This window comes from Gilliamella sp. W8126 (assembly GCF_016102185.1).
In the GTDB taxonomy this organism is placed as follows: Bacteria; Pseudomonadota; Gammaproteobacteria; order Enterobacterales; family Orbaceae; genus Gilliamella; species Gilliamella apis_A.
Genome location: NZ_JACFPE010000002.1, coordinates 185641 through 210098, shown reverse-complemented (window position 1 = coordinate 210098; position 24458 = coordinate 185641). Strand labels below are relative to the sequence as shown.

At 33.6% G+C, this 24458-nt stretch carries 24 protein-coding genes; 4 read left to right on the top strand and 20 right to left on the bottom strand.

Going from position 1 to position 24458, the window contains the following annotated elements; all coding sequences use genetic code 11:
- Positions 1–5: 5 nt before the first annotated feature.
- The 14 genes from murG to H3S74_RS04920 form a co-directional block, all read right to left on the bottom strand.
- Positions 6–1058, bottom strand: coding sequence for an undecaprenyldiphospho-muramoylpentapeptide beta-N-acetylglucosaminyltransferase (gene murG / locus H3S74_RS04985; protein ID WP_198247387.1), 1053 nt, complete (start codon positions 1056–1058; stop codon positions 6–8).
- On the bottom strand, positions 1058–2209 hold the full coding sequence (gene ftsW / locus H3S74_RS04980) for a cell division protein FtsW (RefSeq protein ID WP_198247386.1): 1152 nt from the start codon (positions 2207–2209) through the stop codon (positions 1058–1060). The genes murG and ftsW overlap by 1 nt, the downstream gene beginning before the upstream one ends.
- Positions 2206–3540, bottom strand: coding sequence for a UDP-N-acetylmuramoyl-L-alanine--D-glutamate ligase (murD, locus tag H3S74_RS04975; protein WP_198247385.1), 1335 nt, complete (start codon positions 3538–3540; stop codon positions 2206–2208). Before murD ends, ftsW begins: the two co-directional genes overlap by 4 nt.
- 24 nt (positions 3541–3564) lie before the next feature.
- Entirely contained in the window at positions 3565–4647 is a 1083-nt protein-coding gene (gene mraY / locus H3S74_RS04970; RefSeq protein ID WP_065578128.1) for a phospho-N-acetylmuramoyl-pentapeptide-transferase, read from the bottom strand.
- Between the two features lie 4 nt (positions 4648–4651).
- Positions 4652–6016 carry a UDP-N-acetylmuramoyl-tripeptide--D-alanyl-D-alanine ligase gene (gene murF / locus H3S74_RS04965; protein ID WP_198247384.1) on the bottom strand — a complete coding sequence of 455 codons (1365 nt, stop codon included), beginning with the start codon at positions 6014–6016 and terminating at the stop codon, positions 4652–4654.
- Complete coding sequence (murE, locus tag H3S74_RS04960) at positions 6013–7560, bottom strand: UDP-N-acetylmuramoyl-L-alanyl-D-glutamate--2,6-diaminopimelate ligase (protein ID WP_198247383.1); 1548 nt, start codon at positions 7558–7560, stop codon at positions 6013–6015. The genes murF and murE overlap by 4 nt, the downstream gene beginning before the upstream one ends.
- 13 nt (positions 7561–7573) lie before the next feature.
- The gene (ftsI, locus tag H3S74_RS04955; RefSeq protein ID WP_198220933.1) at positions 7574–9352 is read right to left on the bottom strand and encodes a peptidoglycan glycosyltransferase FtsI; all 1779 of its coding nucleotides are present in this window, start codon (positions 9350–9352) and stop codon (positions 7574–7576) included.
- Positions 9352–9732, bottom strand: coding sequence for a cell division protein FtsL (ftsL, locus tag H3S74_RS04950; RefSeq protein ID WP_110447185.1), 381 nt, complete (start codon positions 9730–9732; stop codon positions 9352–9354). Before ftsL ends, ftsI begins: the two co-directional genes overlap by 1 nt.
- Positions 9725–10660, bottom strand: a complete 936-nt coding sequence (gene rsmH, locus H3S74_RS04945) for a 16S rRNA (cytosine(1402)-N(4))-methyltransferase RsmH (RefSeq protein WP_110447184.1) — start codon at positions 10658–10660, stop codon at positions 9725–9727. Before rsmH ends, ftsL begins: the two co-directional genes overlap by 8 nt.
- Before the next feature lie 15 nt (positions 10661–10675).
- A complete protein-coding gene (gene mraZ, locus H3S74_RS04940; RefSeq protein ID WP_198247382.1) occupies positions 10676–11122 on the bottom strand; it encodes a division/cell wall cluster transcriptional repressor MraZ in 447 nt (148 codons plus the stop codon).
- A gap of 379 nt (positions 11123–11501) precedes the next feature.
- On the bottom strand, positions 11502–12200 hold the full coding sequence (pgl, locus tag H3S74_RS04935) for a 6-phosphogluconolactonase (protein WP_198247381.1): 699 nt from the start codon (positions 12198–12200) through the stop codon (positions 11502–11504).
- Positions 12201–12213: 13 nt separating this feature from the next.
- Positions 12214–13674 (bottom strand): glucose-6-phosphate dehydrogenase, encoded by a 1461-nt coding sequence (zwf, locus tag H3S74_RS04930; RefSeq protein ID WP_198247380.1) that lies wholly within the window; start codon positions 13672–13674, stop codon positions 12214–12216.
- 192 nt (positions 13675–13866) lie between these two features.
- Positions 13867–14151, bottom strand: coding sequence for a 50S ribosomal protein L25 (rplY, locus tag H3S74_RS04925; RefSeq protein WP_034901157.1), 285 nt, complete (start codon positions 14149–14151; stop codon positions 13867–13869).
- Between the two features lie 186 nt (positions 14152–14337).
- Positions 14338–15210 carry a D-hexose-6-phosphate mutarotase gene (locus H3S74_RS04920; protein WP_198247379.1) on the bottom strand — a complete coding sequence of 291 codons (873 nt, stop codon included), beginning with the start codon at positions 15208–15210 and terminating at the stop codon, positions 14338–14340.
- A 187-nt stretch (positions 15211–15397) separates the two neighbouring features.
- Here H3S74_RS04920 and hemW point away from each other — a divergent pair, with 187 nt between their 5' ends.
- Entirely contained in the window at positions 15398–16531 is a 1134-nt protein-coding gene (gene hemW / locus H3S74_RS04915) for a radical SAM family heme chaperone HemW (protein ID WP_198200872.1), read from the top strand.
- A 229-nt stretch (positions 16532–16760) separates the two neighbouring features.
- Here hemW and H3S74_RS04910 read toward each other — a convergent pair whose 3' ends face one another.
- On the bottom strand, positions 16761–17726 hold the full coding sequence (locus tag H3S74_RS04910; RefSeq protein WP_110447178.1) for a sugar kinase: 966 nt from the start codon (positions 17724–17726) through the stop codon (positions 16761–16763).
- 5 nt (positions 17727–17731) lie between these two features.
- The gene (locus H3S74_RS04905) at positions 17732–18550 is read right to left on the bottom strand and encodes a DeoR/GlpR family DNA-binding transcription regulator (protein ID WP_110447177.1); all 819 of its coding nucleotides are present in this window, start codon (positions 18548–18550) and stop codon (positions 17732–17734) included.
- Positions 18551–18885: 335 nt separating this feature from the next.
- On the opposite strand from H3S74_RS04905, the gene H3S74_RS04900 reads away from it, so the two are divergent.
- The 3 genes from H3S74_RS04900 (at position 18886) to H3S74_RS12670 (ending at position 20469) form a co-directional block, all read left to right on the top strand.
- Positions 18886–19740: a tagatose bisphosphate family class II aldolase gene (locus tag H3S74_RS04900; RefSeq protein ID WP_110447176.1), complete on the top strand. Its 855-nt coding sequence runs from the start codon at positions 18886–18888 to the stop codon at positions 19738–19740.
- Positions 19741–19968: 228 nt separating this feature from the next.
- On the top strand, positions 19969–20136 hold the full coding sequence (locus H3S74_RS04895) for a hypothetical protein (RefSeq protein WP_198247378.1): 168 nt from the start codon (positions 19969–19971) through the stop codon (positions 20134–20136).
- A 6-nt stretch (positions 20137–20142) separates the two neighbouring features.
- Positions 20143–20469, top strand: a complete 327-nt coding sequence (locus tag H3S74_RS12670) for a PfkB family carbohydrate kinase (protein WP_198247563.1) — start codon at positions 20143–20145, stop codon at positions 20467–20469.
- Between the two features lie 444 nt (positions 20470–20913).
- On the opposite strand, the gene H3S74_RS04885 is transcribed toward H3S74_RS12670, so the two are convergent.
- From H3S74_RS04885 to thrC, 4 genes are all read right to left on the bottom strand, one after another.
- Positions 20914–21387, bottom strand: a complete 474-nt coding sequence (locus H3S74_RS04885) for a hypothetical protein (RefSeq protein WP_110447175.1) — start codon at positions 21385–21387, stop codon at positions 20914–20916.
- Between the two features lie 33 nt (positions 21388–21420).
- The gene (ribD, locus tag H3S74_RS04880; protein WP_110447174.1) at positions 21421–22524 is read right to left on the bottom strand and encodes a bifunctional diaminohydroxyphosphoribosylaminopyrimidine deaminase/5-amino-6-(5-phosphoribosylamino)uracil reductase RibD; all 1104 of its coding nucleotides are present in this window, start codon (positions 22522–22524) and stop codon (positions 21421–21423) included.
- A gap of 20 nt (positions 22525–22544) precedes the next feature.
- Entirely contained in the window at positions 22545–22997 is a 453-nt protein-coding gene (nrdR, locus tag H3S74_RS04875) for a transcriptional regulator NrdR (protein ID WP_086363835.1), read from the bottom strand.
- A 161-nt stretch (positions 22998–23158) separates the two neighbouring features.
- Positions 23159–24448, bottom strand: a complete 1290-nt coding sequence (gene thrC / locus H3S74_RS04870; protein WP_198247377.1) for a threonine synthase — start codon at positions 24446–24448, stop codon at positions 23159–23161.
- Positions 24449–24458: the final 10 nt, after the last annotated feature.

The following is a 24458-nucleotide window of genomic DNA, read 5'->3' as shown; positions in this document are numbered from 1 at the left end:
ATTCACTATTTTACCACCGAAATAAGCGTTTCGGCTACTCTTTCCGTCGAATTTATAATTGATAAACTTTTTGCTTTAATAGCCATTTCAACTAAATCTTCGCGACTCAAATGTTCAAGTAACGTAAATAGAGAATCAACATTGAAATCTGGTTGTTCAATTATCTTTGCCGCACCAATATCTGCTAAAGATTTCGCATTCCAAAATTGTTGGCGATCTTTATGCATAAATGGTACAAAAATAGCTCCAATACCAACAACTTCAATCTCACTTACAGTTAATGCTCCACTACGGCAAATTACGATATCAGCCCAATCATAAGCTTCTTTTACATCTGTTATAAATTCTGTCACACGATTATTTGTCATATCACAATGCTGATATGATTTAAGTACTTCATCTAACATACCTTTTCCTGTTTGATGCCAAACAACATACTTATCAGATAATCTTGTAATTACTTGAGGTACAACATCATTGATGACCTTAGCTCCTTGACTTCCGCCCATAATCAAAACTCTAATTAGGCCTTGTCGATCTTTAAATCTTTCGCGTGGTTCTTCAATTGTTAATAAATCACTACGAACAGGATTTCCAACAACTTCTGCATTAGGAAATGCTGTTGGAAAAGCTTGTAAAACTCTGGTCGCAATTTTAGCTAAGGATTTGTTAGTTAAACCTGCTATACCATTTTGTTCATGTAATACAACCGGAATGCCTAGAGATTTAGCCGCAATTCCTCCCGGTCCGGAAACATATCCTCCCATACCTAAAACGACATCCGGACGATAATTTTTTAAGATCTTTCTTGCTTGCAAAACCGCTTTTAATATTTTGTAAGGCGCCTTTAATAAGGCCATTTTACCTTTTCCTCGCAAGCCTGATATTTGAATAAAATCAATATCAATACCATTTTCTGGCACTAAATGTGCTTCCATACGATCAGCAGTACCTAGCCACCTTACTTGCCAACCTTGCTTCATTAAATAATGAGCAACGGCAATACCTGGAAATACATGGCCACCTGTTCCACCTGCCATGACTAATAATTTTTTCATTATTTTATCGACCTTATTCTTGCTTGAGTTTGTTGTTGCCTAAACTCAAAATCTATTCTCAGTAATATTGCAACCGCAATACTCATCACAATAAGGCTTGAGCCTCCATAACTAATAAATGGTAAGGTTAAACCTTTTGTCGGTAACATACCGGAGGTGACACCAATATTAACAAAAGTTTGAAATCCAAACCAAATACCAATTTCACAAGCCAAATAGCCTGAAAATTGGGAACCTTCATTCAAAGCTCGATAGCCAATTGCTAATGCTTTAAAGGTTAAAAAGAAGAGTAATAACAATAATGCAGCAACACCAATATACCCATACTCTTCTGAAATAATTGAGAAAATAAAATCGGTATGACATTCAGGTAAATAACGTAATTTAAAAATAGAATTACCAATGCCTTGTCCAGTAATACCACCATTACCAATTGCCATTAACGATGCAACTAGCTGATAACCAGCACCAGTTGCATCTTGCCACGGATCAAGGAATGTCATTAAACGTGTTAAACGATAAGACTCATATAAAATAAGGCAAACTACAGCACCAACTCCAGTTAGTAAAATCGCAATAAATTGCCATAATTGAGCGCCAGCAATAAACAAGATGCCTATTGTTACCATGAATAATACAATTACAGTACCTAAATCAGGTTGTTTGAGTAACAAAATTGACAAAACCGCCATAACAACCATAGGTTTAAAAAAGCCCCAAAAGCCGCTTTGGACTTCTTCTGACTTACGGGCTAAATAACCAGCTAAAAATAAAAATAACGATAATTTAGAAAGTTCAGCTGGCTGAAAATTAAAAACACCTAATGGGATCCAACGAGACGCACCGTTAATTGAAGAGCCAATCCCTAAAACAACTATCAACATAACAATTGAAAGAATTAATAAAACTGATCCAAATTGTTGCCAACGTTGCATCGGAATATATAACGTTATACACATTAAAAAGAGCGACATTCCAATTTGAATCAACTCTCGTTGCGTATAGAAGAATGGATCACTCTCATTAAACGCCATTGATGAAGATGTCACCATAATTAAACCAAATACCATTAAACCAATTACAGTCCAAAGTAATTGGTTATCAAATGGAATATTTGGATTCACTTGTTTTTTTATCCAAAATAATGTCATTCATCACTCCTTGAACCGTACTGTTTGGCAAGTTGTGCAAATAGATTTCCACGCTCAATATAATTTTTAAATTGGTCTAAACTTGCACAAGCCGGTGAGAGTAATACAACATCATTTGCGACTATTTTTTTAGCTATACACTGCATGGCTTCGGACATAGTTAGCGTAACAGTTGTGATTTCAGGAGCTAAATTTGCTAGCAAATCTCGATCTCGGCCAAAACAGAAAATTTCGATATTCCTACTTTTTAAATAAGGAATCAAAGGGGTAAAGTCTGCTGATTTACCATCGCCACCTAACAATAAAAATAGTTTTCCATTACATATAACACTTTGCAATGCCGCTTCGGTACTACCTACATTAGTGGCTTTAGAATCATTAATCCATTTGACATTATTGCTATCAAAGACTAATTCAAAACGATGTGGTAAACCTTGAAAATTAGAAATTGTTTGTAAGCTTGAATCACGTGGGATCTGTAAAGTATCAGCAATAGCTAAGGCTGCTAATGCATTCAGATAATTATGACAGCCGATTAGTTTCATTGATTTAGTTGATAAAACAGGCTGATTTTTTGCAATTAAATGTTCATAATTCTCATCTAAATGATAGTCTCCACTATTTAATCCAAATGAGACACAATGGTGTTGTTTACCAGACGGTTTAGTCAATTTATCATCATAGTTAATAACACAACATTTTGCATTATGATAAATTCGTTGTTTCGCTTCAGTATATTGCATCAATCCTAGTGGATAACGATCCATATGGTCTTCAGAAATATTCAAAATCGTTGCCACAGAAGCTTGTAAACTTGATGTTGTTTCTAATTGAAAACTTGATAGTTCGAGAACATAAACATCACAGTTTTGTTGCAATAATGATAAAGCGGGTTCACCAATATTGCCACCCACACCAACTTTTATACCCGCGGCTTTTACAATATCACCAACCAAAGTTGTGACAGTCGTTTTACCATTTGCCCCGGTAATAGCAATAACTTTTTTATTTTTTTGTTGATTGACTTCACGGCAAAAAAGTTCAACATCGCCAATAATCTCAATACCGAGTTCTGCTGCTTTTTGTAATTCAGGTGTAGATAAAGCAATACCAGGACTGGCAATAATCAAGTCAGCTTCAAACAACCAATCAGTATTTAAATTACCTAAATGATACCTAACACGCTCATCTAGTTGTTCTAATCCAGAAGGAGAGGTACGAGTATCAATTACTTTTGGTATAACATTTTGAGCAAGAAAATAGTCAACGCAGGATAATCCTGTAATACCTAATCCGATAATAACAACTTTTTTACCTTGATAATCAACCATGATTTAATCCTGCTCTAATATTCTTTAGCGTAATTTCAAAGTTAATAACCCAATTACCACTAACATCAGTGAAATAATCCAAAACCGAACAATAACTCTTGGTTCAGGCCAACCTTTTAATTCATAGTGATGATGAATTGGTGCCATTCGAAAAATTCGTTTCCCTCTTAATTTAAAGGATCCTACTTGTAAAATTACAGATAAGGTTTCAATAACAAAAATACCTCCCATAACTAACAATAAGAACTCTTGTCTAAGTAAAACAGAAATAATGCCAAACACACCACCTAAAGCTAATGAACCGACATCGCCCATAAAGACCATTGCCGGATAAGTGTTAAACCATAAAAAACCAAGGCCAGCACCAATAATTGCAGTACAAACAATCATTAATTCACCACTAAATTTAATATATGGAATATGTAAATAGGCAGCAAAATTAACATTACCAGTTGCCCAAGAAACAAGTGCAAAACCAGCAGCAACAAAAACTGTTGGCATAATTGCCAATCCATCGAGACCATCGGTCAAATTTACTGCATTACCAGCGCCAACTATGACGACATAAGTTAGTAAAATAAACCACAATCCTAATTGTGGCATCACATCTTTAAAGAATGGAACAACTAGAACTGTAACAGAACTATCTTTTCCATAAGCATAAAGACCAAAAGCAACAATTAATGCAATAACTGACTGCCAAAAATATTTCCATCGAGCAATTAGCCCCGCAGTATTTTTGCGTATAACTTTTAAATAATCATCTGCAAAACCAACAATACCATAACCAAGTAATACAAATAATGTTACCCAAACATAAGGATTTCGCAGATCAGCCCATAAAAATACGGAAATTGAAATGGAGGCCAATATAAGCGTTCCCCCCATTGTTGGTGTTCCTTTTTTACTTAAATGAGATTCCGGACCATCATTACGGATAACTTGACCAATCTGCAATTTTTGTAACCAATCAATGACTTTTTGCCCCATAATTAGCGAAATGGTCAATGAAGTTAATAGCGCTAAAATAGCCCTTACCGTAAGATAAGAAATAACATTAAAGAAAGTAAAATATTTAACTAAATATTCTGATATCCACACCAACATAATTTTAATCCCGACCTATTTTTGTTTGAATTTCCACGATAAGATCTTCCATTTTTGCACTACGTGATCCTTTGACTAACATAGTTAAAGTTGGATATAGACGTAGTAAGTTTAATAAATAATCTACAGCACTTTGTTTATCAATAAAATGATGACCAACACCACTAAATTGACTGATTAATTCACTTAACTGGCCGACACTAACAACACAATCAATATTTTGTTGTTTAGCTAACTCGCCGATTTGTTGATGATAAATGCTTGCATCGTTACCCAATTCAGCCATATCACCAACGACTAATACTTTATATCCGGGCTGTGTTGCTAAAACATGAATAGCAGCAGACATTGAGCCTACGTTAGCATTATAAGAATCATCCCAAATTAACTGTGTTTGATTTAACCTAACAGGATACAATCGTCCTTTTACCGATTTTGACGCAGCTAAACCTTTTTTAACCTGTGTTAACGTTGCTCCTACAGATATTGCTAAAGCAGACGAAGCTATGGCATTTGATATATTATGCTCACCAACTAATGGTAAGGTAATTTCACTATCACCAATTGGTGTATGTAATGTGAAAGTAGTCTGATCCATAATTTCAATATTACTAGCATAAAAATCAGCAGCAGAATTATGTATCGAAAAGGTCCAGACAGTTTTATTTTTGAGCATTGCTAACCATTTATCAGAACAACTTTCCAAATTAATAATTGCAATTCCGTTATCAGCTAATCCTTCAAAAATTTCACCTTTAGCTGTTGCTACACCATCAAGAGAACCAAATCCCTCAATATGCGCCAAAGCTATATTATTAATTAGTGCACTGTTTGGTTTAACTAAGCGTGTAGTATAAGCAATTTCACCTATATGATTAGCACCTAACTCAACAACCGCAAATTGATCTTGCTTCTTTAATCGTAGTAAAGTTAGTGGCACTCCTATATCATTATTAAAATTACCTTGAGTATAAAGAGTCTCACCACATTGTTGTAAAATATTGGCAGTCATTTCTTTGACGGAGGTTTTGCCCGATGAACCAGTTAACGCAACAAATTTTGCTGAACTTTGATCTCTTACAAATTCAGCTAGTTGACCTAATGCTATATAAGTATCATTGACCACTATTTGAGGAATATCATCATCGATTTTACGATTTACAATTACCGCAATAGCACCATCGTCAATAGCTTGTTTAGCAAATAAATGACCATCAAATTTTTCCCCGACCAATGCAATAAATAGTGATTGATCAGTAATTTTTCGTGAATCAGTACAAATTTCATTAATAGCCAATTCTTCATCTGGAAGATGATAAGATGTACCATTGACGATTGTTGCAATTTGTTTAATAACTAAAGGAATCATGATAGATTCTCTACTCCTAAAATCTGTTTTACCGTTTCTTGATCTGAATAATGATGCTTGGTTTTACCAATAATTTGGTAATCTTCATGTCCTTTTCCGGCGATTAAGATAACATCATCAGGTTTAGCCTGAGCAAGCGTTTCTCGAATAGCTGTAACTCTATCAGTAATAACTTGTATATTTTTAATATTGCTTAAACCTTGCTCTATATCATGAATAATTTTAGTCTCATCTTCAGTACGTGGATTATCATTTGTTAATACAATTTTATCAGCAAATTGTTCCGCGACTTCGGCCATTAAAGGTCTTTTACCGGTATCTCTATCGCCACCACAACCAAAAATCACCCATAATTGGCCTTTACAATGAATACGACTTGCTTGTAATGCTTTTTGTAATGCATCTGGGGTATGTGCATAATCAATAATGACTGTTGGACTATTTTTTATATGTATCACTTCCATACGACCACAGATCGGCTTAAGATATGATGCCATATTAACAACAGCAAAAAATGGATAATCAAGAGTCAACAAGGTTGCGATTGCTAACAGTACATTTGATACATTAAATTCGCCTAATAATCGGCTGTGAATAATAGCATTACCCCAACTCGATTCCATATGAATTTTGGCCCCTTTATCATGATATTCAATCATTGATACACCAACATAGGTTTTATCTAATGTTTTTAAACGGCGCAATGATTTAGGCTGACATGACACAACCGTAACACTTGATAATTTATCTATCCAACGCCGTCCGTATTCATCATCATAATTAATAATTGATTTACCTGAACTAGCAACTTGCTTTTCGTGTTCATCACCGCTGAATAATGACCATTTTGCTTTAGCATATTTATTCATGGTTTTATGATAATCAAGATGATCACGGCTTAAATTAGTAAACACTGTTGCCGCACAATTTAGTGCTTTTACTCGATTCATCGCTAAACCATGGGACGAAATTTCCATGGCGACAACTTGAACTTGTTGCGTAACAAATTCGGCTAAAGCTGATTGAACTTCAATAGCAGATAAAGTCGTATTTACTGAAGGTTCAAGTTGGTTATAAATACCATTACCTATCGTACCCAATAACGCAGCTTTTTGATTTAATAAAGTTACACATTGTGCGATAAGCTGAGTTACCGTTGTTTTACCATTAGTTCCAGTTACACCAATAACCGATAAATTTTTAGATGGTGAAAAATAAAAATCGTTTGCAATTTTTGATAATTTTTGAGAAAGCTGAAATATACTAATTTGTGGAATAACCTTCTTATTTTTTTGTTTAAGATAATCAATTTTCAAATCATTTGATTTTCTATTTGTTTCAATTAGAACTACAGCAGCACCAGATGAGATAGCTTGCGGAATAAAATCCCGACCATTAACGGTATACCCTTTAATAGCAATAAAAACATCATCTTTATTTACTTTTCGACTATCAATTATCAAATGATTAAGTGAGAAATCATCTATTTCCAGATCACTCCCACCTAATAATTTATATAACGTTTTAAATGTGTTTGTTGCCATTATTTGTTACCTACTAATATACGATCATTTGGCCATCTACTTGGCGATCTGGTTTAACGTTCATTGTTCTAAGAACGCCCCCCATAATTCGACTAAAAACAGGTGCGGAAACAGAGCCGCCATAATATTGCCCTGCTTTTGGATTATCAATTACCACAACTAGTGAATATTTTGGCCCTGTTGCCGGTGCAATACCTGCGGTATAAGCTAAATACTGGTTGACATATCGACCACCAGCTAGTTTTTTAGCTGTACCCGTTTTAACGCCGACACTATATCCAGGAACTGAGGCTTTAGTTCCGCCACCGGTTACGGCTACAGCTTCCATCAATTGCACTACAGTTTTAGCTATTTTTTCGCTTACAACCCGTTTACCTTCTACTGGTTCGTTCACTTTCAATATTGAAACTGGTCGATAAACACCATAGCTACCAATAGTTGCATAAGCTCTCGCCAATTGTAATGGAGTAACGCTTAAACCATAACCAAAAGAAAATGTTGCACGCTCTATATCAGCCCATTTTCTTGTTCTATCGGCAGCAATAGAACCACTAACTTCACCACCTAAACCAAGTTCTGTTGGTTGACCTAAGCCAAAACGACTATAAAACTCAACCAGATCACCTGATTGCATTTGTAGTGCTAATTTACTTACCCCTACGTTACTTGATTTTTCCAAAATACCAGCCAAATTTAGTGCTTTTTGATAAGAGACATCTTTTATTTCATAGCGGTTAACTAAAAAAGGTCTAGTATCTATGATAGTGTTCAAGTCGGCTATTTTCTTTTCTAATGCAGCCATAACAACTAAAGGTTTAACTGTTGAACCCGGTTCGAATGCATCTGTTATGGCCCGATTTCGTAACAAATTATAATCAATTGAAGTTCGATTATTTGGATTATAGGATGGACTGGTTGCCATCGCTAAAATCTCACCAGAATGAACATCGATCAAAACAGCTGTACCACTATCAGCTTTATTAAATGCTACTGCTTGGCTAAGCTCGCTATAAACTAGCGACTGTAAACGCTCATCAATGCTTAACGTTAAATCAGAGGCAATTTCACTTTCTGTTCTTTCGAGCTCCTCAATAACACGACCAACTCTATCTCGTCTAACTATACGTTGTCCCGATTCTCCAATAAGCCATTTATTAAAACTTTTTTCAATACCTTCAGAACCTTTTTCAGTACCGTTCTCATCGATATCAGTTAAGCCAATTAATTGGGCAATATTTTCTGCTGCAGGGTAATAACGTTTTGAAGTCTTAGCAAACGATATTCCAGGTAATTTTAATTTTTTTAAATAATCCGATATGGTTGGTGTAATTTGTTTAGATAAATAAACAAAACGCATCGATGGATTACTCAATTTTTGTTCTAATGTCGATATTGGAATATTTAACGTTTTCGCTAATCCTTGCCAACGAATATCATTGGCATCAACACCACCTTTTTGCACAACTATTTTCGGATCAGCCCAAACATCATACATTGGAACGCTAACGGCCAAAGCTCTTCCATTACGATCAGTAATCATAGCTCTCGGCGCACTCATTTCTTGATGACGAATTGAACGTTTATTGGCTTCAGCAATAAGTTTATCGGGTTCTATTATTTGTAAAACAGCCAATCTCACCAACAAACCAATAATTGCTAAAATAATAAAGCCATATACAAGGTAGAATCTATTAAGCGTAAAAACTTGTTTTTTACTGTTTAATTTATTTCCTTTATTCGATTTCGTATTAAGTCTTACGTTATCTTTTTTATTTTTATTGGCAAACTTCATTATTTACTCTTTATCACAATAACGGTTTCATTTTGTGGTGTCACATAAGACATTCCTAATTGATTTTTAGCTTTTTCTTCAACCCGTTTGGGATCTGCAAGAACATTTTCTTCAATAACTAAATTACGCCATTCACTTTCTAATACATCTTGTTCAAGCAATAATTGTTCACGTTCAAATAATTGTTTACGTACCTGCTGAGTAGTTATTAATACAGCACCAGCAGAAATAATAATAAGTAACAATAACAATAATGAAATTTTTTGATGGCCAAGCAAATCATTAAGGATTAATCCAAATAAACTTTTGCTTGGTCTTTTTTGATTGTGTATTTCTACATCAGTTCTATTGTAAATTTCATTGTTTTGATTACTATTCATTTTTCCTTTCTGCTACCCTTAATATTGCGCTACGTGAACGCGGGTTACCATATATTTCATCATTACTCGGCTTAATTTTGCCAAGTGATTTTAGTTTAGCATTACCATATTGTTTAATTTGTTGTTCTGTTAATGGTAACCCTGCAGGTAAATCTGGGCCTTTACTCTGTTTATTAATAAATTGTTTTACAATTCTGTCTTCTAAGGAATGAAAACTAATCACAGCCAGTCTGCCTTGATTAGCCAATATCGATAAACTGCTATTTAATGCTTGTTCAACTTCCTCTAGTTCACTATTTATGTAAATCCTAATAGCTTGAAATGATCGTGTTGCAGGATGTTTATTTTTATCTTTCTTCGGGGTCGCTTTTTCAATTAAACTCGCTAACTCTAAAGTTCGAGTGATTGGTGCCACCTTATTTTGCTCAACAATTGCACGTGCGATACGTTTAGCAAATTTTTCCTCACCAAAAGTTTTTAATACCCATGCAATATCATTTTCATCACTATTTAGTAACCACTCACTTGCAGTTACACCTTTATGATTATTCATTCGCATATCAAGTGGTCCATCTCTCATAAACGAAAATCCTCTTTCTGGATCATCTAATTGAGGTGATGACACACCTAAATCTAACAAAAAACCATCAACGCTGCCTAACAACCCTAATTCATTAATATATTGATAAACATTAGAAAACTCACCACGAATAAAAGTAAATCTAGGATCATTTATCTTAGCTGCTGCTTGTTCAGCTCGCTCATCACGGTCAATTGCAATTAATTTCCCTTTATCCCCTAATTGTTCGAGGATCAAACGAGAATGACCGCCACGACCAAAAGTCCCATCAACATAAATACCGTTTTTTTTTAAATTCAATGCCGTTACAGCTTCATTTAACAAAACTGTTTTATGTTGATAATCCATTGTTATTTACTCTTATTAAATTGTTAGATTTTTTAAATTATCTGATAAGTTTTCAATATCTGTTGGTAACGCAGCAATATCATCACTAATTTGTTGATACCATATTCCTTCATCCCAAATCTCAAATTTATTGGATTGGCCGACAAACATAGTATGTTTTTCTAGTTTTGCATAAGTACGTAAAGTTGGTGGTAGTAAAATACGTCCAGCATTATCTAAATTACATTCCGTTGCATAACCTAATAGTAGCCTTTTAATTCTTCTTTCTACTTCAACAATAGTTGACAATGTTGATAGTTGTAATTCAATTTTTTGCCATTCAGACATTGAATAAAGTGTTAAACAAGGATGATATAAACCAATGGTACAAACTAAGCCGTCAGACAAAAAATCACGATAGCGAGTAGGAATTGCTATTCGCCCTTTACTATCTAAACTGACTGAAATTGCACCACTAAACATGAAAGCACCATAATTAACAATTTTTATTATTTTTAAACTATAAAAAAATCAATATGTTAATTGCAATCCTATTTTTTACCACTTTACCCCACTTTTTACCACAAAAGTTAATAAAATAATAGATGTTTAATTAATTTATTTCTGCCAATGTAAAAAATGTTTATAACTGTTAGTAAATACTAACAACTGAAATAAAGTAGCAAAAAATATTAAAAGGAATTATAGATATAGTTTTTAATACTAAATTGATAATTTATAATAAAAAGTTATATTTATCAATATATTATAGATATAAAGAACCAATAATTTTAGGTAACAACAGGTTTTAGTACCTGACTGTCAATTAGAACCTTACCAGTCAAAACTAGTAAGGTTGGTGTTAAGAAGCGGTCCAAAAACCAATAACATTGACCCTATTCTGCTGCAAGACTGCACGAATAGGCATTTGATTAATATCATCGCCTTGTTCTGCTTGCTCAAGCACTTGCATCTTACTTTCACCGACTAAATGTAAATAGATATTTTCACTATCTAAAATAGTAGGTAATGTTAAGGTAATACGATCAAGTGGAGCGGTTAATGGTGTCATACCGATAACTTTGCGACCGGATTTCATATCTAATCCCGCCATTAAATTAGCTGTACCAGGAAAAAGCGAGGCAGTATGTCCATCTTCACCCATTCCCAAAATTAACACATCAAATGGCATCGGAATTTTATTTAATATTTTATCGGTAATTTCTGCGCCGTCGAATGGATTATCACAACTATTTTTCAAGCCGACAAAATTAGCTAATTTAGCCTTATTTTGTAGTAAATAAGTTAATACTAACTTCTCATTACTCGCATCATCAGTATCAGCTACCCATCGATCATCAACTAATGTAATAAAAACCTTATGCCAATCTAAATCTTGTTGGCTTAATAATTTAAATAGTGGTATAGGTGTTTTTCCACCAGACACGGCAATAGAAGCATGTCCTTTTTTCTCAATAGCCTTTTTTAGTTCTTTAACAATATGGGAGGCTAAATCTTCAATCAATAGTTGACTGTTTGAGTATTTATTTAATGTAAACATTTTCGTAATTCCTCTATTCAAATTCATGCCATGAATGACCATCTTTGGTGATCAAAGCCACTGAAGCGACAGGTCCCCAAGTACCTGCAGGATAGTTTTTTGGTGATTCATTATCTACATTCCAAGCACTAATAATTGAATCAACCCATTTCCATGCTGCTTCAACCTCATCACGGTGAACAAATAAAGCTTGTCTGCCACGCATCACTTCTAATAGTAAACGCTCATAAGCATCAGCACTATGTTGATGAAATGTTTCTCTAAAACTTAAGTCGAGTTTAGTGGTTTGTAAATTATGAGTACTATCTAATCCAGGTACTTTATTTAAAATTTCAATGTCCATACCTTCATCTGGTTGTAAACGGATGGTTAGTTTATTTTGTGGTAATTCTGAATAAGACTCGCTAAATAAATTAAGAGGCAAAGATTTAAAATAAACGACTACTTCAGAACATTTACTCGGTAAGCGTTTACCTGTCCTTAAATAGAAAGGAACCCCAGCCCAACGCCAATTGTCTATATCTACACGAATAGCAACAAATGTTTCAGTATTACTTTGCTTATTTGCGCCATCTTCTTCTAAATAACCGGGGACATTGATACCATTAACAAATCCGGCAGTATATTGTCCTCTAACTACTTTTTCACGAATATTAGTTTTATTAATTGGACGTAATGCATTAAGTACAGCAATCTTTTCTCTACGCAAACTATTATCGTCAAGATTTGCTGGAGGAGACATGGCAATCATAGTAAGAATTTGCAATAAATGATTCTGCACCATATCGCGCATTTGTCCAGCTTTATCAAAATAGCCCCAGCGCCCCTCAATTCCAACTTGTTCGGCAACAGTTATTTCAACATGATCGATTGAATTTCTATCCCAAAATGCAGCAAACACTGGGTTAGCAAAGCGTAATGCAAGTAAATTTAAAACTGACTCTTTACCTAAATAGTGGTCAATACGATAAACTTGTGACTCACTAAAAAATTTTGCAACTGAATCATTAATCTCTTTCGATGATTGTAGATCAAAACCTAATGGCTTTTCCATGACAATTCGATTTTGAGATTGGTTCATACCTGCAGCTGCTAAGCCTTGGCAGATAGTCCCAAATGCATTCGGATGCATAGCAAAATAAAAAATAGCAGGATGCGATTTTTCAAGTTTATTTTTTAAAGAATCAAAGCCTGATATATCATTAACATCTAATTTATGAAAGTTTAGACGCTGACTAAGTCGTTGCCAAACAGTTTCATCTAAAGGCTCGGACATAAATGAGATCAACGCATCTTTAGCTACTTCAGCATAAGCCTTTTGATCCCAATCAGCACGGCCTACACCTAGAATTTTTGTCTGTTTTGGTAACTTTCCATATTTTTCTAATTGATATAGAGACGGTAAAAGTTTACGCCTCGTTAAATCCCCTTTAGCGCCAAAAATAACTAAATCGCAAGCTGGGATATCAGACATGAATTTCTCCTAAAATGGTGTCATCTACAATTTATTTTATTATGTTTGACTACCAGTATACATCAAGTTAATAGAATAAATCATAATAATAGATACTTGTCTTTTTTAGACTCAAATAAAAAAATAAAAGGCCACCAAATTGGTGACCTTTTATCTAAAGATGTGTTGAATAATAATTCAACAAATAAGTAATTATGCGCGTACAAAATCCATATGAACTAATTTTGGCTTAAATGGATGACGTTGTACTGCTTGTACTTTAACTTTAACTGCTTTACCATCAATTTCAATAGTTAATACTTCAGAATAAAATTCTGGTTTTTCTTGCATATTGAACACTTGGTTGTGATCTAACACGATAGAAACTGCAGGTTCTGTTCCACCATAAACAATAGCTGGGAACTGACCAGCGTGACGCAGGCGGCGGCTCGCACCCTTACCATGCTCTTTTCTTACTTCAGCTTTAAATGTAAACATATTGATTTCTCTTATTTATTCAAAATAAAAACCAATTACAGGCGACCCAGTAGTTGGTTATAAAATTAGTGCTTTAAAAAGCGCTAGGGATTATAAAGTGTTATGCTAGTAAACGCAATCAAATAATCAATCCTATAAAGATAAAATCACATATTGATTGCATTTATAATAATCAAAAGATAATGGTTAAATCACTTCAATCTTAAACCCATATACTGATTTTTGTGTTGCCGCTAATTTTAATGGTTTATTAATACGACAAGTCTCAACACATACCATAGATTGGTATTCTTGATCAGCAAAATCAGCCATTGCTTTAGCTTTATCTATCCATGGATTCCAAGTAACGACATCACTTGCATTAACATTAGTTAATTTAATGGTTCGCTTACCATCAAAGACGGTGATTGATTCATCAGCATCAGTATAAACACGATCGACTTCTTGATTAAAGGTTAGTTGTCCTAGAATAGCCGGTTTATTTTCAACTGGTAAGCGATCTTGATAAGAATCCCCTAAACCTTTAACAGTAACATTATCAATATTATTAATACCAAAATAAGTATGTAATGCACTTGTTGCTTCAAAATCTCCTTGGCAAGATAATGTCACTTCACAAGTTTGTCCCACATGGATGGTTAACCATGCCTTAAAAGGTTTTGTGAAAAAACGTTCTGTCTGTTGGTTATTAGTTAATGATAAAGTTAAATCCACACCATTATTGTCTTCTTTACAAGAATCTAATTGCCATTCAACTAAACGAGCAAAACCATGCATTGGATCACCCAATTTACCAAACCATGGCCAACAAATTGGCACTCCACCTCTAATTGCCATTTCTTTTTTAAAATTCGCTTTTTGACTCAACCAAATAACCGGTGTAGTTTCTGTTGAAGGTTGCCAAAATAGTAAATGAGCACCTTGTAACGATACTGCTGCTGAACATGTAGGATGTTTAATCACTAGGACAGGTAATTCACCAAATATATTTTGATGGACTGATAAACTCAATGACGAACCGGTAGCATAACTATCTAAAATCTGCTTAATAATACTCATATTTACTCCTAACTATTTAATTTGCTTGGCGAATACTGCCTATAATCTATATCTAATTGTACGCATATTACTCGAATTATAAAAACGGAATACAGACAATAAAAGCTTTTTTTACTAAATTGGAGTAATATAGCCAGCTATTTCTTATCAGTTACTCACGCTTTGTAAAAAATTTGAGGAAAGGCATATGTTTCAGTATAAAATTCCACTGAGTTTATATATACATATGCCATGGTGTGTGCAAAAATGTCCATATTGCGATTTTAATTCACACAAAATGAAGAGTGCGCCGGATTACTCTGCATATATTGATCATTTAATTAATGATTTAAAACAAGATGTATTGCTTACTCATGATCGTTCCATTCATTCAATTTTCATAGGTGGTGGAACCCCAAGCCTGTTTTCTGCAGAATTAATTAATAACTTATTGGCAAATATAAACAAAATAATACCAATTAATCATGATGCAGAAATTACTATTGAAGCAAATCCTAATTCCGTTGATGTTGAAAGATTCAAAGGATATCAGCAAGCAGGTATCAACCGTATATCGATTGGAGTACAAAGCTTTCAATCAGATAAACTTCAGAAATTAGGACGAGTTCATAATCCACAAGAAGCGATAGATGCAGGAAAGTTAGCCCATGATTTAAATTTAAAAAGCTTTAATTTAGACTTAATGCATGGCTTGCCAAATCAAACAATTCAGGATGCATTGCATGATCTTAAACAGGCAATTGCAATCGCTCCACCACATCTATCTTGGTATCAACTAACAATTGAACCGAATACCTTGTTTGGTTCTAAACCTCCTGTTTTACCTGATGATGATATGCTCTGGGATATTTATCAACAAGGACACCAATTGCTAACTAACCATGGATATCAGCAATATGAAACATCGGCTTATGCAAAACCAAATTATCAATGCCAACATAATCTAAATTATTGGCGATTCGGCGATTATATCGGTATTGGTTGTGGTGCTCATGGCAAACTAACACAAAATGACGGTACCATTATTCGTACGGTGAAAACAAAACATCCACAAGGATATATGCAAGGACGTTATTTAGAGCGCTCTTATACTGTAGCTAAAGATGAATTAGCCTTTGAATTTTTTATGAATAGATTCAGACTATTTGAACCAACACCTAAAATCGAGTTTGAGCAAAGAACATTTTTACCTATGCAATCTATTGATCAACCGATTTCTCTTGCTATAGAAAAAAATTATTTAGTTGAAGATGACAAAACTTGGCAAATAACAGATCACGGCAAGTTATTCTTAAATTCATTGCTAGAAATTTTCTTATAACAAAATTAATTAAAATAAGACAACAATTTTATTTACTATATATTAACAAAAAAGATACTAAATATTTAAACAAATATATAAATTTCTTTACTTACATTTTTTCAGAAAAAGAGCATACTAACTTCTACAATGCATTTATTTCATTGTTTTTCCTATTCCTTATGTTTTCCCAATAACAATGTTATTGGGATTTTTTTGTAATAAGGAAAATTAAGTTTTCGTTACCAAATTAAATAGTTGTATGTTGTGATAAAAACTGTTGGATTTCGGTAAGTGAAGACGTTCCTTCCATCGGCCCTTGTTTTGATACAGCCAATGCACCGCTCACGTTAGCAAATTGTAGTGCGGTTTCAACAGTGTACCCTGCTAATAATAAACTCACAAATGTCGCACCAAAACAATCTCCAGCGCCAGTTGGATCGACTGAATCGACATTAAAACCATCTACATGAATCATTTTTAAGCATTTTTGTTCATCTAAACCATAATAATTGGCTCCTTTAGCACCACCTTTTACAACAATATGCTTAATACCATTGTTTAGCAAATTTGACATAGTTTGTTGTTCACTTTCATCATTCTGAGCAAAATAACAAACCTCATTTTCGCTAGGTAAGAAAATATCGGTATACTCCATAATATAACCAAAAGATTGTTCCATTTCTTGAATGTTAAACATCTCTTTGCGTAAATTAGGATCAAACGAAATTGTTCCACCTTTATTTTTAATGAGATCCAAGGCTTTTCTCATCGCATCAATAGCTCGAAAAGAGTACAACGAAGACCCCATAACATGCAAATGATTACAATCTTTTAACAATTTTTCATCAATATGATTAAATGATAGTAAACCACATGCACTATTAGGAATATTAAAAATAAAATCTCTGTCACTATGGTCTTGATAACTAACAAATGCACTACCAGTATTAGCCATACTATGTGAAGTAATACCGTCAATAATCACCCCATCTTTTTTAAGCCGATTAATGCACATTTTTCCAAAACTATCTTTTCCCACACAGCTAAATAAAATGACAGGAAAACCTAATTTAGCGACTTGATCAGCAAATATTGCTGGAGCACCACTTGGATAAGGACCAATAAATTCACCTGTTTGATCAAAGCGTTGATTATTTTCCTTTGCCAAAAATTCAACCAGCAATTCACCTACAGTACAAATTTTAAATTCCATATTAGTTATGTCCCCAATAGATTATGATAAGTCATACAATATTTATTAATCGCAATTTGTTTAAAATTAGAATTTAACAATTGGTGATGATACTCAGTCACCGCTGCTTTAGATAATATTGTGACATCTATATGTTTTAATTTACCAATACTATGATTATCAGCAAGTAAAGATCTTTCTAATAAAAGGCCAATAGTATGTTTAGAATATTTTAAGATTTGTTGATATATTTCTTTTTGTTCACAATTTTCAATAATCAGAGAATTATCTCCATCTATGGCTGCTAATTCGATAATGAAATGAGAAATGGCATACTTATTGCCAATGCTAATCAATTCATTACAGCTTTTTATAATATTTCCTTCACATAAAACGCCACCAATTAAAATGACTTCTGCATCGGAAAATTCACGTACTAATTGTGCATTTCTTATATCATTCATAATGATACGTAATGATTTTTTTTTATGTAAAAAAGGAATTAGTTTCCGAGTTAAAAAACCATGTCCTAAAAAAATAGTATCACCATCATTAATATAACTTAAACACGCTTTTGCTAAATCAATATCAGAATTGCCCTTAGTTTGACTTGAATTTAATGCAACAGAATTGTGAACTTGCCCCTCAGGAGAAATATAAATAGCGCCACCAAATGAACGTTTTAAATATCCTTGTTGTTCAAGGTAAGTTAAATCTTGTCGGATAGTAACATGAGAAACCTTTAACTGATCAGACAACTCATCAACTTTTACTTCACCATTTTGGCGTACAATTTTTGCGATATCCAATCGACGTTTCAATAGAGCTGAAGATGCTTTAGCCAATTTTCACTTCCTATGTTAATGGTAAATACTTCGTACAAGACTCATAAACCTCATCATATAAATGATCTACAACAAACCATAACCGTTTAAAACTGTAACTATATAATTTTCATATATATGAAGAGTTATTCTCTATTCTAGGTTAATCGAAAATATTTGACAAAAAAAATACTCAATTACATTTCTTATTCAGAGATAAAAGTCAGTATTTGTGATCCATCTCACAATATTTACACTAGTATAACTTTCATTTTGCAATCATAATTAACAAAAAATAATTCCAATTTGAAAGAAACTAAAGATTATGAGGTTCACTATAGTTAAGGAGCAGTAAAATGAGTATTATCTCAAGTCATAATATGTTAAAAAAAGCCCAAAAAGAGCAGTATGCTATTCCCGCCTTCAATATCCATAATTTAGAAACAATGCAAGTAATTGTTGAAACAGTGGCTGAATGTCAATCTCCGGTCATTTTAGCTGGTACGCCAGGAACATATAGTTATGCAGGAACTGAAAATATCATTGCTATTGCTAATGAATTATCAAGAAAACATAATGTTCCATTAGCTGTACACTTAGATCACCATGAAGAATTCAATGATATAACTAACAAAATAAATGCCGGTGTTAGATCGGTAATGATTGATGGTTCACACTTTCCTTTCGATGAAAATATTGCCCTTGTAAAACGGGTTGTTGATTATGCTCACCGATATGATGTAAGTGTTGAAGCTGAACTCGGTCGCCTTGGTGGTGTCGAAGATGATCTTGTTGTCGATGCTAAAGATGCATTATATACAAATCCACAACAAGCTATAGAATTTGTTAAGAAAACAAACATAGACTCGTTAGCTATTGCGATAGGTACAGCACATGGAATGTATAAATCAGAACCAAAACTTGATTTTGAACGTTTATCAGAAATTCGTTCAGTAGTAGATATTCCATTAGTTTTACATGGCGCTTCAGGCGTTCCTGATAAAGATGTTCGTGAATGTATAAAACGTGGTATTTGTAAAGTTAATGTTGCAACAGAATTAAAAATTGCTTTTTCTGATGCCCTAAAACAATACTTTATTGAAAATCCAGATGCTAATGATCCTCGGCACTATATGAAACCTGCTAAAGCGGCAATGAAAGAAATTGTTAAAAAGATCATTACAACTTGTGGATGTGCAGGTAAATTATAGAGCGTTAAATGATATATGCTTTAACGCTGAATACTGCAATTGATATGAATATTTATTGCAACGACCTAAAACCTAATTCAGTAAACCGAACATCATATACTGAATATAGTCCTAAATGGTAAAGCAATCAATGTTTTAATTGTATTGCATAAATTTAATAAAACGAGTTGTGCATTAGGTTTTTTTGGGGGATTTTCGGGGAAGTATATTCTCGATGAATTAGCCAAGATGCAAATACAAACTATCCCTTGCTTAATTGATGATATTACTCAAATTAATGTTTTCATTAGCAATGGGAAAGATGAATACAAATTGGTAGAAAAAGGACCTTTCGTTCCCGACCACAAAAAAACCGAAATGCTAACTATTATTGAGTCTCTCAATAATGATAGCTAGTTAGTTATTAGTAAAAGTTTACCACAAAATATCAAACCAGAATATTTTCAATCCATTTTAAAAATTTGCCAAAGTAAAAATATCGAAATAATTCTAGATATTAGTCATCCTATATTACAAGATTTATTAACATATAAACCTCTACTTATCAAACCTAATAATGATGAATTGACAGAGATTTTTGGTTTAACCATTGAAATAACTAAACGAATTATTATAACCTTAGAGTATATAAATTCGAAAGGCGCACAAAATATATTATTAACGATGGGCTCAAAAGGACTTTATTTTTCAAATGCAAGAATATTTGGTTCTGTAATTCAGTATCCATAAAACAATTAAGTTCAGCTTGTACAGGAGATGCATCACTGGCCGCATTTCTTAGCGAATGGTTTCCTACTCAAAGCAACTATGAACTAGCCATGAAAAAAGCATCAGCAACTGGTACCAATGTTGCCGAATCAGATGGTTTAGGGCTACTAGATAAAATTAGTCTCTATATCAATCAACTTGAAGTAGTGCAGATAAAATAATAGGTTGCAAAATTAAAACCATGGTAATTAGTTAATCCATTTTTATAGTTCAGTGATTAGTTCCATGTTTTTATTAGATAATTTAATCAATATAGCAATATACAAAATAAGGTAAATAATATTTGAAGAAAATTAATTATTAATAAAAAGAATATGCAAATCTTTTTGCCACATACTATTAAACTCGATATCAATGATACCTGTTAACAAAATGGTGCTTAGATTTAAAGAAATTAAAATCCTTTTAAGTAGCAAAAATCTCTAGACGATTATTGATAATACTTTCATCCTTAACTAATTCAAATGAAACTAAATCACCTTGCCAATTGATGCCTAAAACTAACAACATTCCTTGAAAGTCATAGTAATAATTCATTTCATCTTCATAAATAGAATATTTAAATATGTAATTATGATTAAATTGTTCTGTTAATTCAAATGGGTGACCAATTTTAAACTCAAAGTCAAGGTAACTTAAAATTTGATTGGCTTTATCAACTAAAAAAGGATTCCCTACAACATCATCAATCGATAATACCGCGATATTGTCTGAAAGATAAAAAAATACAATTTGATAACCACAGACCTTGGCAATACCTTCTATTTCGGCATAAGAAAAATCATCAATTACCTGGTATTCATTTGTGTTAAGAAATTGCTCAATATCAAGAGTTGTAAACCGTTGCTTTTCATACATATTGCCAATATCACGATTCATTTTTTAATCCTTATTTTCAGCGAAAATAGGTTATTATTTTCTTTTTAATACCACTCGTAAATCATCACCGACAACGTCAACAGACTCAAATTGGAATTGAGGCGCGAATGAAAGTTTTTGTAGGTTAGGCAATACGCACATATCTTGGGCATTATGACCTAGCAATTTAGGAGCATAATATATGATTAATTCATCAACCAGATCTTGTTCGATTAGCGCACCGGCTAAATGAGATCCAGCTTCAACCCATACAGAATTCATTTGTTGCTTAGCTAATATGGATAACAACTCTGATAAATCAACTTGATGATTAGTTGATGATTCAATGATAAGTTTGCTATTTGAAGATAATATTGGCAGATTTTGCTTACGAACAATCCAATTTTCACCAGAATTGTTGAAAATATTTTCATTACCAATCATTTGATTTTGACTATCGATTATCACTCGTACGGGTTGACGAACTTCATCGAAAGGATAAATTTCTTTAATTGAATCAGGCAATTCATTAAATCTAACAGTTAAACTGGCATTATCAGCTTGAACTGTTTTCCTGGTGCTCAATATACAACTAGCTTGAGCTCTATATTGTTGTACATCTTGTCTTGCTAATGCTGATGTGATCCATTTGCTTTCACCGGAGGCCATAGCAATTTTACCATCCAATGAAGCGGCCATTTTAAGTTGGACGTATGGCAGGCCGGTCCGCATGCGTTTTAAAAAACCTTTATTAATTGCCTCAGCTTGCTCAGTTAAAATGCCAACTTGAACTTCAATTCCAGCATCTTTTAATCGTTTAATGCCATTACCAGCAACGTTAGGATTAGGATCTTGCATAGCAATAATTACCCGCGTTATGCCAGCTTGAATAAGAGCATCAGCACAAGGTGGAGTTCGACCAAAATGACTGCAAGGTTCTAATGTTACGTAAGCCGTTGCCCCTTTTGATTGGTCACCAGCCATTCTTAATGCATAAACTTCGGCATGGGGTTGGCCAGCTTTTTGATGATAACCTTTGCCAATGATCTGATCATTTTTAACAATAACACAACCAACATTAGGATTAGGGGTAGTGGTAAAGCGACCGAGTTCAGCAAGCTCAATAGCTTGCTGCATATAATATAGATCTTTATCCATAGCTATCTTTTAAATTAAGATTATTTTTGTTGCAACTTCGCTATTTCATTACTGAATTGTTCAATATCATCAAAACTGAAATAAACAGAAGCGAAGCGAATATAAGCAACTTTATCAAGATTTTTGAGCTCTTCAATTACAAAATCACCAATTAATTTTGCTTGCACTTCACGTTCGCCTGTAGCTCTAAGTTTTGATTTAATACGTGTAATAGCATCTTCAATTGCATCAAAACTAACCGGACGTTTTTCAAGAGCTCGTTTTATACCATTACGAAGTTTTTCTTCATTAAAAGGTTCTCGAACCTTATTACTTTTAATAACATTAGGCATAATTAATTCAGCCACTTCAAAGGTTGTGAAACGCTCATTGCATTCCACACATTGTCGACGACGACGAACTTGAAAACCTTCACCAACTAATCGAGAATCAATAACCTTTGTATCATCAGCATTACAAAACGGACAGTGCATAAATATATCCTGAAAACGTTTAACTTACATTACAATAGCCGAAATTATTATTTTAAACAAGATTTAAGCTAAGTAATATAAATTCTGCATACTATTTCTAATGGCAGTAAACTCAAATGAATGTTAAATTTCCGCCACCTATTCGGTGACGGAAAATTGATTTACCATGTTAATGAGATTAAAAAATCGCGTAATTTTGCAAAATCATCAGGCATATAATGAGAAAGCAATGGCATCTCAGCCCTTTCAGCTAATGCTGGTGGTAATGGAATAGACCTACCAAGAATATCTTCTACCACTTCTTTAAACTTGGCTGGATGTGCAGTTCCTAAAAATAAACCATACTCCCCTTCTTGCAATTGATCGCGTAAAGCTCGATAAGCAATAGCACCATGAGGCTCAGATAAATAACCTTTTTTATCCAATTCTTGAACAGTTTGTACAGAAACCTCATCAGAAACAGCTGCATGACCTAATGATTTTAATACCCAACCTTCTCGTTGATAAATTTCCTCAATTCTTGGCCAGTTATTAGGTTGACTTACATCCATAGCGTTAGATAGTGTAGCTACAGTTTTATGTGGCTCCCATTTACCGGTTTCTAAATAACGAGGAACAGTATCGTTGGCATTAGTTGCTGCAATAAAACGTTTAATTGGCAACCCCATAGTTTTAGCCAGCAATCCGGCAGTTAAATCACCAAAGTTACCACTTGGCACAGAAATAACTAATTGTTTTCGTTGTTTTGCTGTCAATTGAGCATAAGCTTCAAAATAATAGCAAATTTGAGCTAAAAGCCGACTTATATTAATGGAGTTTGCTGAGTTTAAACCAATAATATTTTTTAACTCTTCATCATCAAACGCCTTTTTAACTAATGCTTGGCAAGCATCAAAATCACTTTGAATAGCAATGGTGTGGATATTATCACCTAAAGTACAAAATAGTTTTTCTTGTAAAGGGCTAATTTTACCTTCTGGATATAGAATCACTACGCGAATATTAGGTAAGTGAAAAAAAGCATGCGCAACAGCTGCACCTGTGTCTCCAGAGGTTGCCGTTAAGATTGTGATTTTTTTATCCGCAGCGACTTGAACTAATGCTTGTGCCATAAAGCGGCCACCAAAATCTTTAAATGCTAATGTTGGACCATGATAGAGTTCAAGTGAACCAATATCATCTTCTACTGATTTGACTGGAGCTGGAAATTGGAAGGCATTTTGTACTAATCGATGCATATCGTTATCACTAATTTCATTACCAATAAAAGCCGATAATATTTTGGCACTTCTAGTAACAAAATCCATGTTTAGCAATGACTCTATTTCTGCATCTGAAAATTTTGGTAATTGCTCTGGGAAAAATAATCCTTGCCCTTTACCTAATCCTTGTTGTACGGCCTGAGCAAAACTAACTTGTTCAGAATGATCTTGTAAGTTATACAGTTTCATAATTTGTTCC

Coding starts and splice junctions, on each gene's coding strand:
- murG (WP_198247387.1), bottom strand. CDS start 1,058: ATGAAAAAATTATTAGTCATGGCAGGTGGAACAGGTGGCCATGTATTT.
- ftsW (WP_198247386.1), bottom strand. CDS start 2,209: ATGACATTATTTTGGATAAAAAAACAAGTGAATCCAAATATTCCATTT.
- murD (WP_198247385.1), bottom strand. CDS start 3,540: ATGGTTGATTATCAAGGTAAAAAAGTTGTTATTATCGGATTAGGTATT.
- mraY (WP_065578128.1), bottom strand. CDS start 4,647: ATGTTGGTGTGGATATCAGAATATTTAGTTAAATATTTTACTTTCTTT.
- murF (WP_198247384.1), bottom strand. CDS start 6,016: ATGATTCCTTTAGTTATTAAACAAATTGCAACAATCGTCAATGGTACA.
- murE (WP_198247383.1), bottom strand. CDS start 7,560: ATGGCAACAAACACATTTAAAACGTTATATAAATTATTAGGTGGGAGT.
- ftsI (WP_198220933.1), bottom strand. CDS start 9,352: ATGAAGTTTGCCAATAAAAATAAAAAAGATAACGTAAGACTTAATACG.
- ftsL (WP_110447185.1), bottom strand. CDS start 9,732: ATGAATAGTAATCAAAACAATGAAATTTACAATAGAACTGATGTAGAA.
- rsmH (WP_110447184.1), bottom strand. CDS start 10,660: ATGGATTATCAACATAAAACAGTTTTGTTAAATGAAGCTGTAACGGCA.
- mraZ (WP_198247382.1), bottom strand. CDS start 11,122: ATGTTTAGTGGTGCAATTTCAGTCAGTTTAGATAGTAAAGGGCGAATA.
- pgl (WP_198247381.1), bottom strand. CDS start 12,200: ATGTTTACATTAAATAAATACTCAAACAGTCAACTATTGATTGAAGAT.
- zwf (WP_198247380.1), bottom strand. CDS start 13,674: ATGTCTGATATCCCAGCTTGCGATTTAGTTATTTTTGGCGCTAAAGGG.
- rplY (WP_034901157.1), bottom strand. CDS start 14,151: ATGTTTACATTTAAAGCTGAAGTAAGAAAAGAGCATGGTAAGGGTGCG.
- H3S74_RS04920 (WP_198247379.1), bottom strand. CDS start 15,210: ATGAGTATTATTAAGCAGATTTTAGATAGTTATGCTACCGGTTCGTCA.
- hemW (WP_198200872.1), top strand. CDS start 15,398: ATGTTTCAGTATAAAATTCCACTGAGTTTATATATACATATGCCATGG.
- H3S74_RS04910 (WP_110447178.1), bottom strand. CDS start 17,726: ATGGAATTTAAAATTTGTACTGTAGGTGAATTGCTGGTTGAATTTTTG.
- H3S74_RS04900 (WP_110447176.1), top strand. CDS start 18,886: ATGAGTATTATCTCAAGTCATAATATGTTAAAAAAAGCCCAAAAAGAG.
- H3S74_RS04895 (WP_198247378.1), top strand. CDS start 19,969: ATGCAAATACAAACTATCCCTTGCTTAATTGATGATATTACTCAAATT.
- H3S74_RS04885 (WP_110447175.1), bottom strand. CDS start 21,387: ATGAATCGTGATATTGGCAATATGTATGAAAAGCAACGGTTTACAACT.
- ribD (WP_110447174.1), bottom strand. CDS start 22,524: ATGGATAAAGATCTATATTATATGCAGCAAGCTATTGAGCTTGCTGAA.
- nrdR (WP_086363835.1), bottom strand. CDS start 22,997: ATGCACTGTCCGTTTTGTAATGCTGATGATACAAAGGTTATTGATTCT.
- thrC (WP_198247377.1), bottom strand. CDS start 24,448: ATGAAACTGTATAACTTACAAGATCATTCTGAACAAGTTAGTTTTGCT.